This window comes from Pseudomonas sp. 14P_8.1_Bac3 (assembly GCF_025466085.1).
GTDB lineage: Bacteria > Pseudomonadota > Gammaproteobacteria > Pseudomonadales > Pseudomonadaceae > Aquipseudomonas.
Genome location: NZ_JANLOD010000052.1, coordinates 86923 through 94758 on the forward strand (window position 1 = coordinate 86923; position 7836 = coordinate 94758).

At 60.0% G+C, this 7836-nt stretch carries 8 protein-coding genes; 4 read left to right on the forward strand and 4 right to left on the reverse strand.

Translation table 11 applies throughout. The features are described 5' to 3' along the window. A complete protein-coding gene (locus NTD84_RS17210) occupies window positions 1-747 on the forward strand; it encodes an SDR family oxidoreductase (protein WP_262167701.1) in 747 nt (248 codons plus the stop codon). 113 nt (window positions 748-860) lie between these two features. Here the strand turns inward: NTD84_RS17210 and mapR are convergent, their stop codons facing one another. The 3 genes from mapR to NTD84_RS17225 all read right to left on the reverse strand — a co-directional run bounded on the left by mapR (window position 861) and on the right by NTD84_RS17225 (window position 4190). Next, the gene (gene mapR / locus NTD84_RS17215) at window positions 861-2270 is read right to left on the reverse strand and encodes a GntR family transcriptional regulator MpaR (RefSeq protein ID WP_262167702.1); all 1410 of its coding nucleotides are present in this window, start codon (window positions 2268-2270) and stop codon (window positions 861-863) included. 75 nt (window positions 2271-2345) lie between these two features. Continuing rightward, window positions 2346-3761, reverse strand: a complete 1416-nt coding sequence (gene ccoG, locus NTD84_RS17220; protein WP_262167703.1) for a cytochrome c oxidase accessory protein CcoG — start codon at window positions 3759-3761, stop codon at window positions 2346-2348. A 195-nt stretch (window positions 3762-3956) separates the two neighbouring features. Further along, window positions 3957-4190, reverse strand: coding sequence for a DUF3203 family protein (locus NTD84_RS17225; protein WP_262167705.1), 234 nt, complete (start codon window positions 4188-4190; stop codon window positions 3957-3959). Window positions 4191-4312: 122 nt separating this feature from the next. Between NTD84_RS17225 and NTD84_RS17230 the strand changes: the two genes are divergently transcribed. Both NTD84_RS17230 and NTD84_RS17235 read left to right on the forward strand, forming a co-directional pair. Then, complete coding sequence (locus NTD84_RS17230) at window positions 4313-4816, forward strand: MgtC/SapB family protein (RefSeq protein WP_262167707.1); 504 nt, start codon at window positions 4313-4315, stop codon at window positions 4814-4816. A gap of 8 nt (window positions 4817-4824) precedes the next feature. Continuing rightward, window positions 4825-5010: a hypothetical protein gene (locus NTD84_RS17235; RefSeq protein ID WP_262167709.1), complete on the forward strand. Its 186-nt coding sequence runs from the start codon at window positions 4825-4827 to the stop codon at window positions 5008-5010. 454 nt (window positions 5011-5464) lie between these two features. Here the strand turns inward: NTD84_RS17235 and NTD84_RS17240 are convergent, their stop codons facing one another. Beyond that, window positions 5465-5632: a hypothetical protein gene (locus NTD84_RS17240; RefSeq protein WP_262167711.1), complete on the reverse strand. Its 168-nt coding sequence runs from the start codon at window positions 5630-5632 to the stop codon at window positions 5465-5467. A gap of 218 nt (window positions 5633-5850) precedes the next feature. Between NTD84_RS17240 and NTD84_RS17245 the strand changes: the two genes are divergently transcribed. After that, window positions 5851-7836 (forward strand): alpha-1,4-glucan--maltose-1-phosphate maltosyltransferase (locus NTD84_RS17245; protein WP_262167713.1); only part of this gene is annotated, 1986 nt, incomplete at its 3' end.

Consider the following 7836-nt stretch of genomic DNA (forward strand, 5'->3'; position numbering starts at 1 on the left):
ATGGACAAAGTCATCGTCATCACCGGCGGCAGCCGCGGCATCGGTGCCGCCACCGCATTGTTGGCCGCCGGCCAAGGCTATCGGATCTGCATCAACTATCAGTCCGACGAGGAGGCGGCGCACAGCGTGCTGGAGCAACTGCGCGTCCTCGGTGCCCAGGCCATCGCGGTACGTGCCGATGTCAGCATCGAAGACGAAGTGATCGCGCTGTTCAACCGGGTGGATGCCGAGTTGGGCCGGGTGACCGCGCTGGTCAACAACGCCGGCACCGTGGGCCACAAGTCCCGGGTCGACGAAATGTCCGAGTTCCGCATTCTCAAAACCCTCAAGACCAACGTCCTGGCGCCGATCCTCTGCGCCAAGCATGCGATCCTGCGCATGTCGCCCAAGCATGGCGGGCAGGGTGGCAGCATCGTCAACGTGTCCTCGGTCGCGTCGCGCCTGGGCTCGCCGAATGAGTACGTGGATTACGCCGCGTCCAAAGGCGCGCTGGACTCGTTCACTGTCGGTTTGTCCAAGGAAGTGGCGGGCGAGGGCATCCGGGTCAACGCGGTGCGCCCTGGCTTCATCTACACCGATTTTCACGCGCTGAGCGGCGATCCGGATCGGGTCAGCAAGCTGGAGTCGGCGATTCCGATGGCGCGTGGTGGCCGGCCGGATGAAGTGGCAGAGGCGATTGTGTGGTTGTTGTCGGATAAGGCGTCGTATGCGACGGGGACTTTTGTTGATCTGGGGGGCGGGCGTTAGTTTTCTGGATGTGCTTTGTCGGGTCTGGCCTCTTCGCGAGCAAGCCCGCTCCCGCAGTTCCCTGTGAGAGCGGGCTTGCCCGCGAAGGGGCTAGAACGGGCAACATCACCCCGTCAGAACGACCGCACAATCCGCCCCAACGTCTCCATCGCCTTCTCCGAAGCCTCATTCCAGGGGCTTCCATAATTCAACCGGATACAATTCCTGAACCGCTGCGTCGGCGAAAAAATCGGCCCCGGCGCGATGCTGATGCCTTGCGCCAACGCCATTTGAAACAACTTCAACGAATCCATCTGCGCCGGCAGTTCCAGCCATAAAAAGTAGCCACCGGCGGGCTGGCTGACGCGGGTTTGTGCGGGGAAATAGCGCGCAATCGCGGCCAGCATCGCACTTTGTTGTTCCTCCAACGCATAACGCAGTTTGCGCAAATGACGATCATAGCCACCGTGCTGCAGGTAATCGGCAATGGCCACCTGAGCCGGCATTGATGCGCACAGCGAGGTCATCAATTTCAACCGCTCGATCTTCTGCGCATAACGACCGGCCGCGACCCAGCCAATCCGATAACCGGGCGCGAGGCTCTTGGCGAAGGATCCGCAATGCATCACCAGACCCTCGGTATCGAAAGCCTTGGCCGGCTTCGGCGCTTGCTGGCCGTAATACAGTTCGGCGTAGACATCATCCTCGATCAGCGGCACCTGATGGCTGCGCAACAATTCCACCAATTCCTGCTTCTTTGCCTCGGGCATGGTGGCGCCCATTGGGTTCTGGAAGCTGGTCATGCACCAACAGGCCTTGATCGGATGGCGCTCCAGTGTCTGCGCAAGCACGCCGAGATCGATGCCGTCACGCGGGTGCACCGGGATTTCCACGGCCTTGAGCTTCAGTCGCTCGAGGATCTGCAGGCAGGCGTAGAACGCCGGCGCTTCGATGGCCACTAGATCGCCGGGTTCGGTGACGGCTTGCAGGCACAGGTTCAGGGCTTCCAGCGCGCCATTGGTGATCAGCAGTTCTTCCATCGGCAGCATCAGGCCACCGACCATGTAGCGCAGGGCGATTTGCCGACGCAGCTGCGGGTTGCCCGGCGACATGTCCGTGACGACCATGCGCGGGTCCATGTCCCGGGTAGCGCTGGCCAGCGACCGTGACAAGCGTTGCAATGGAAACAGGGTCGGGCTGGGGAACGCCGAGCCGAAGGGGATCGTGTGCGGGTCCTTGATCGAGTCGAGGACCGAGAACACCAGTTCGCTGACGTCGACTTCGGTGGATTCGTTGACCTGGCTGCTGATCACCGGTTCGGAAAACGGGCTCGGCGCATGGGTGTTGACGAAATAACCGGAACGCGGCCTTGCGCGGATCAGGCCACGACGCTCCAGCAAGTAATACGCCTGGAATACGGTGGACGGGCTGACGCCGTAGGTCTGGCTGGCGTAGCGCACAGACGGCACGCGTTGACCAGGGCCGAGAACGCCTGAGCGGATCAGTTCAGCGATGTCATCGGCGAATTTTTCGTAGCGTTTCATCTAAAGCCCGGTCGGTGTCGTTCAGGAATATCGGAGGAGGCTTGCCCGCGAATGGCAGCACCGCAGTCTAAGGGATCAACGGTTCATCGGCGCAACAAAGCGGCTTTTCGCAACGCTGTAAATCTCAGGCTCATCGCTGTCGACGATCTTGAAGCTGATGGTCTGGGAGCTGCTGCTCGGCCGTTCGGTGGTCATCGCCACCGACACCGGCACGTCGACAATCTCGCCGGCAGCCAGGCTCAACTCGGTCTTGCCTTGCAGCTGGAAGCCGTCATCGTCGACCAGCGCCAGGTGATAGTCCTGGCGTTGCTGGGTTTTGTTGATGACCTTGAGGCTGTAGATATTTTCGATCTGCCCCAGGCTGTTCTCGCGGAACAGGCCGCGGTCCTTGCTGACGTCCAGCGACACCATCGGCCGTTCCACCAGCGCCACGGCGAGTGCGCCGATCATGATCAGCAGCACGGCGGTGTAGCCGATCAGGCGTGGGCGCAGCAAACGGGTCTTGCCACCTTGCAACTGATGCTCCGAGGTGTAGCTGATCAGGCCTCGGGCGTAGCCCATTTTGTCCATGATCGAATCGCAGGCGTCGATGCAAGCAGCGCAGCCGATGCACTCCATTTGCAGGCCATCGCGAATGTCGATGCCGGTCGGGCAGACCTGTACACAGAGCTGGCAATCGATGCAATCACCCAAACCCACCTCGGCAGGTTTCACGTCACGTCTGCGCGGCCCCCGGTTTTCGCCACGGGCGACGTCGTAGGAGATGGTCAGGGTGTCCTTGTCGAACATCACACTCTGGAACCGTGCATACGGACACATGTGCATGCACACCGCTTCACGCAACCAACCCGCGTTGATGTACGTGGCGCCGGTGAAGAACAACACCCAGAACAGGCTCACGCCGCCCATCTGCAACGTCAGCAGCTCTTCGGCCAGCGGCCGGATCGGCGTGAAATAGCCGACGAAGGTCAGGCCGGTCAGCAAACTGATCGCCAGCCATAAAGTGTGCTTGGCCGAGCGGCGCATCAGTTTGTTCAGGCCCCACGGCGCGGCCTGTAGCTTGATCCGCTGGTTGCGTTCGCCTTCGGTGATCTTCTCGCACCACATGAAGATCCAGGTCCAGGAACTCTGTGGGCAGGTGTAGCCGCACCATACGCGCCCGGCGAAGACGGTGATTGCGAACAGACCGAACGCGGCGATGATCAGCAGCGCCGACAGCAGGATGAAATCCTGCGGCCAGAACGTCGCGCCGAAGATGTGGAATTTGCTTTCGGAAAGGTCCCACAGCACCGCCTGGCGACCGCCCCAGTTCAACCAGACCGTGCCGAAGAACAGCAGGAACAGACATCCTGCGCCGCTCATGCGCAAGGTGCGGAACAGGCCGGTGAAACTGCGGGTGTGGATCAGGTTGTCGCTGGATTTGGCCTTCATCTTGTTTGGACGCGAAGGCTCGAATGTTTCTACGGTTCGGACGGGGATTTGTTCGCTCATGGTCTTTCGCTCATCAGCCTCCATCAGGCCGGGTCACTATGAGCGTCGATCTGTTTGCATAACAGACTCAGGTATTGCAATAAAAAGCGGATCAGATGAGCGCGGAGCCGCGGCCTGCGACAACTTGAAGCACCCGCCAAAAAACGCCGCGGGCACCTATCCCAGGCGTCCGCGGGCTGCGTTGATCAGCGTCAGTCAAATCACCGAATCACTGTCGGTGGCTTTCAAATGCTTACGACCATCCACCGCGCCTGCTACGGTCAATGCGTCGGCTTCTGCTTCGGTGATGTAGATCCGTTGGCCGTTGATCTCTACCGCCGACATCGCCTTGTCGCTGTCGGTGATGATGGTCACATCGGGACAAAGTCGGATCTCTTCGCCATTTTCGGTGGTGAAAAAGCAGGTCTGGTTTTCGATGCGCACGGTCATGGAGGTGTCCTTTTTTCTGCGGGGTTCTACAGCCTTAGGGCACAACCGACGGCCATCGTTCTGTGCAACTGATTAGTGGTCAGCGCGGTCCATGCTCTATCGATCAATAACAAGGAATGCACATGGACGCCTGGTGGCATGAAGTCTGGGTCACGCTACAAGCCGAGTTCGCCGACATTGGCGATGCCGCACAATTGACACGCATTACCGTCAGATTGCTGATTGCTGCGATTCTGGGCGGAATCCTGGGCTTCGAGCGCGAACACAAAGGCAAGGCCGCCGGCGTTCGCACCCACATGCTCGTTGCGCTGGGGGCCGCATTGTTTGTCCTTGTGCCACAGATGTCCGGCTCCCAGGCCGACGCCATGAGCCGGGTGGTGCAAGGTGTCATTGCCGGCATCGGCTTCCTCGGCGCCGGGACCATCCTGAAAAACCAGGAAGGCGACGAAGGCCATGTCAAAGGCCTGACCACGGCGGCGGGATTGTGGATGACCGCGGCAATTGGTGTTTCCGCCGGGTTGGGGCGCGAAGCGACGGCAGTGTTCAGCACGCTGCTGGCGTTAGGAATTTTCAGTGTGATGCCCAGAATCGTGAAGATGCTGGATAAGGACAAAGAGCCCCTGTAGGAGCGAGCTTGCTCGCGAAGAACGTGAACGATGACGCGATCAGCCTGATACGCCGCGGCGCTTTCAGGTTCATCGCGAGCTCGCTCCTACAGGGATCGTGGTGGATCGGGCTGACAGCATTCGTCTCCCTGGCGCTGGCCAGTGGCACTTTCTGGGGTCTTTCCCTTCAACAGTTCGTGCTGCATGAACTGTGAATCCTGGTGAATAGCAGGCCTTTCAAGGTCGTGATGGAGTGAGCTTTTATCGCAACTCTCTGACGATTCACGTTCGCTTTGAAAGAACAGAAGCTCGTAATTGAATAGTTTCACGTTGAGGCCAGCCATCGTTCAGTGAGCCACGGTAGAGCGCGTTTCGTTGCGCGCTCAGGTTTGCGGAGTTGCTGACACTGAAAAATATCGATGACATGGCGGCTGTGCTCTTTGCTGTAGGGACTGGGCTATATAAGAGCAGGCGAAGGGGCGTGGTAAAGCGCTGAATCGGAGGGGAATGTCATTACAGGACCGGGACTACAAGGTTGTGGGAAATCTCGTGTAGGAGCGAGATGGCTCGTGAAGGCCTTGAACGGTCGCGAGCCTGATAGGCCGCGGCGCTTTCGAGTTCATCGCGAGCAAGCTCGCTCCTACAAAAAATGGGGCAATAGAACGGTCATCATTCCGGCGCAACAATCACCGGTGGCATTGTTTCCGGCGGATCTTCCCGCGGTGGCGGTGTGGTGCCTGGCGGTTCCTGCTCGGGCACCGGTTCCGGCTCGGTCGGCGGAATGGTCGGGTTGTCGATGTTCGGATCGGGCGTTTCGGCCGGAATTGGAATGGTCATCGTTGAAGCCTCCTTGTGGCACATGGCGTAAGTCGTGCTTAAGTTGGTTGACCACCGCGCAGAGGGATTGATTCCCACAGACACTCAGGTAAATCCACGTGAACTTTTATCCGGGCGCGCCGCTCGGAACCTAAGTGAGTTCATTCCGGGGCCGACGGCTTCGCGCGAATGATGACCGTGCACAAGAGCGTCCATGGGGCGTACAGGAGAGATGCTCGATGACTGCTGAAAAGCCGACAGAACTGAATTACAACCCTCATATGCCGCTGTCGCAGGCTCTGTTGCTGCCGCGCATTGCGATTGAAAACACCATGCCGACCCTCGATGGCGGGCAGTTCGCCGTCAAAGCCGTGGCGGGCCAGGACGTGGTGGTCACCAGCAAAGTCTTCGCTGACGGGCACGACAAGCTGGCGGTGCATGTGCGCTGGCGCACCGAGGGTGACGAGACCTGGCAAAGCACGACCATGACCGATCTCGGCAATAATGGCTGGCAGGGGCAATTCCGTGTGCGCTCCCAGGGCCGCTATGTGTTTTGCATCGAGGCCTGGATCGATCAGTTCGCCAGCTTCTGTTACGAGCTGGAGAAAAAGCATGCGGCGCGCGTTCCGGTCAGTCTTGAATTGCAGGAAGGCCGAACCCTGGTCCAGCAAGCCGCCGAGCGTACCGAAGGGCAACTCAGCGAAGCCCTTGCGGCGTTGCACCATGAGTTGGCGGGTCTGCTTGAAATCGAGCAGGTCGCGCTGTTTCTGCACCAGCGTAGCGCCGACCTGATGGCGCAGGCCGATCACCGTGCCTATTTGAGCTTCAGCCCTGAATACCCGCTGGACGTCGAGCGTGAACTGGCGCAATTCGCCAGTTGGTATGAATTGTTTCCGCGTTCGATCACCGATGATCCGGCCCGCCACGGCACTTTCAACGATGTGCATTCACGGCTGCCGATGATCCAGGACATGGGTTTCGACGTGCTGTACTTCCCGCCGATCCACCCGATCGGGCGCAGCTACCGCAAAGGCCCGAACAATTCCCTTACCGCCGGGCCCAACGATCCGGGCAGCCCGTACGCCATCGGCAGTGAAGAGGGCGGGCACGAGGCGATTCACCCGGAACTCGGCACTCGCGAGGACTTCCGTCGATTGGTGGCAGCCGCGGCCGACCACGGTCTGGAAATCGCTCTCGATTTCGCCATCCAGTGCTCGCAGGATCACCCATGGCTCAAGCAGCATCCCGGCTGGTTCAACTGGCGCCCGGACGGCACAATCAAATACGCCGAGAACCCGCCGAAGAAATACCAGGACATCGTCAACGTCGACTTCTACGCCGCCGACGCGATCCCCAGCCTCTGGGTTGAGCTGCGCGACATCGTGGTGGGTTGGGTCGAGGAGGGCGTGAAGATCTTCCGCGTCGACAATCCACACACCAAACCGTTGCCGTTCTGGCAGTGGCTGATTGCCGATGTGCGGGCGTTGTACCCGGAAGTGATTTTCCTCGCCGAAGCCTTCACCACGCCGGCGATGATGGCGCGCCTGGGCAAGGTGGGTTACTCCCAGAGCTACACCTACTTCACCTGGCGCAACACCAAGTACGAACTCTCGACCTATTTTTCCGAACTCAACGACTCGCCGTGGCGCGAATGCTATCGCCCGAACTTCTTCGTCAATACGCCGGACATCAACCCGGCGTTTCTGCATGAATCCGGGCGCGCCGGCTTCCTGATTCGCGCGGCGTTGGCGACCATGGGTTCCGGGCTGTGGGGCATGTACTCCGGCTTTGAGCTGTGTGAAGCGGCGCCCGTACCGGGGAAAGAGGAATACCTCGACTCCGAGAAGTATGAGATCCGCCCGCGGGACTTCAACGCGCCGGGCAACATCATCGCCGAGATCGCCCAGCTCAACCGCATCCGCCGGCAAAACCCGGCGTTGCACACGCATTTGGGCCTGAAGCTCTACAACGCCTGGAACGACAACATCCTGTATTTCGGCAAACGCAGCGCGGACGGCAGCAATTTCATTCTGGTCGCGGTCAGCCTCGATCCGCATAACGTGCAGGAGGCGAATTTCGAATTGCCGCTGTGGGAAATGGGCTTGCCGGACGACGCCAGTACCCAGGGCGAAGACTTGATGAGCGGGCATCGCTGGACGTGGCATGGCAAGTATCAGTTCATGCGGATCGATCCGGCGCATCAGCCGTTCGGGATTTGGCGCATC

Bases quoted from the DNA above. Each gene is read 5' to 3' on its own strand.
- NTD84_RS17210 (WP_262167701.1), top strand. From the start codon at position 1: ATGGACAAAGTCATCGTCATCACCGGCGGCAGCCGCGGCATCGGTGCC.
- mapR (WP_262167702.1), bottom strand. From the start codon at position 2,270: ATGAAACGCTACGAAAAATTCGCCGATGACATCGCTGAACTGATCCGC.
- ccoG (WP_262167703.1), bottom strand. From the start codon at position 3,761: ATGAGCGAACAAATCCCCGTCCGAACCGTAGAAACATTCGAGCCTTCG.
- NTD84_RS17225 (WP_262167705.1), bottom strand. From the start codon at position 4,190: ATGACCGTGCGCATCGAAAACCAGACCTGCTTTTTCACCACCGAAAAT.
- NTD84_RS17230 (WP_262167707.1), top strand. From the start codon at position 4,313: ATGGACGCCTGGTGGCATGAAGTCTGGGTCACGCTACAAGCCGAGTTC.
- NTD84_RS17240 (WP_262167711.1), bottom strand. From the start codon at position 5,632: ATGACCATTCCAATTCCGGCCGAAACGCCCGATCCGAACATCGACAAC.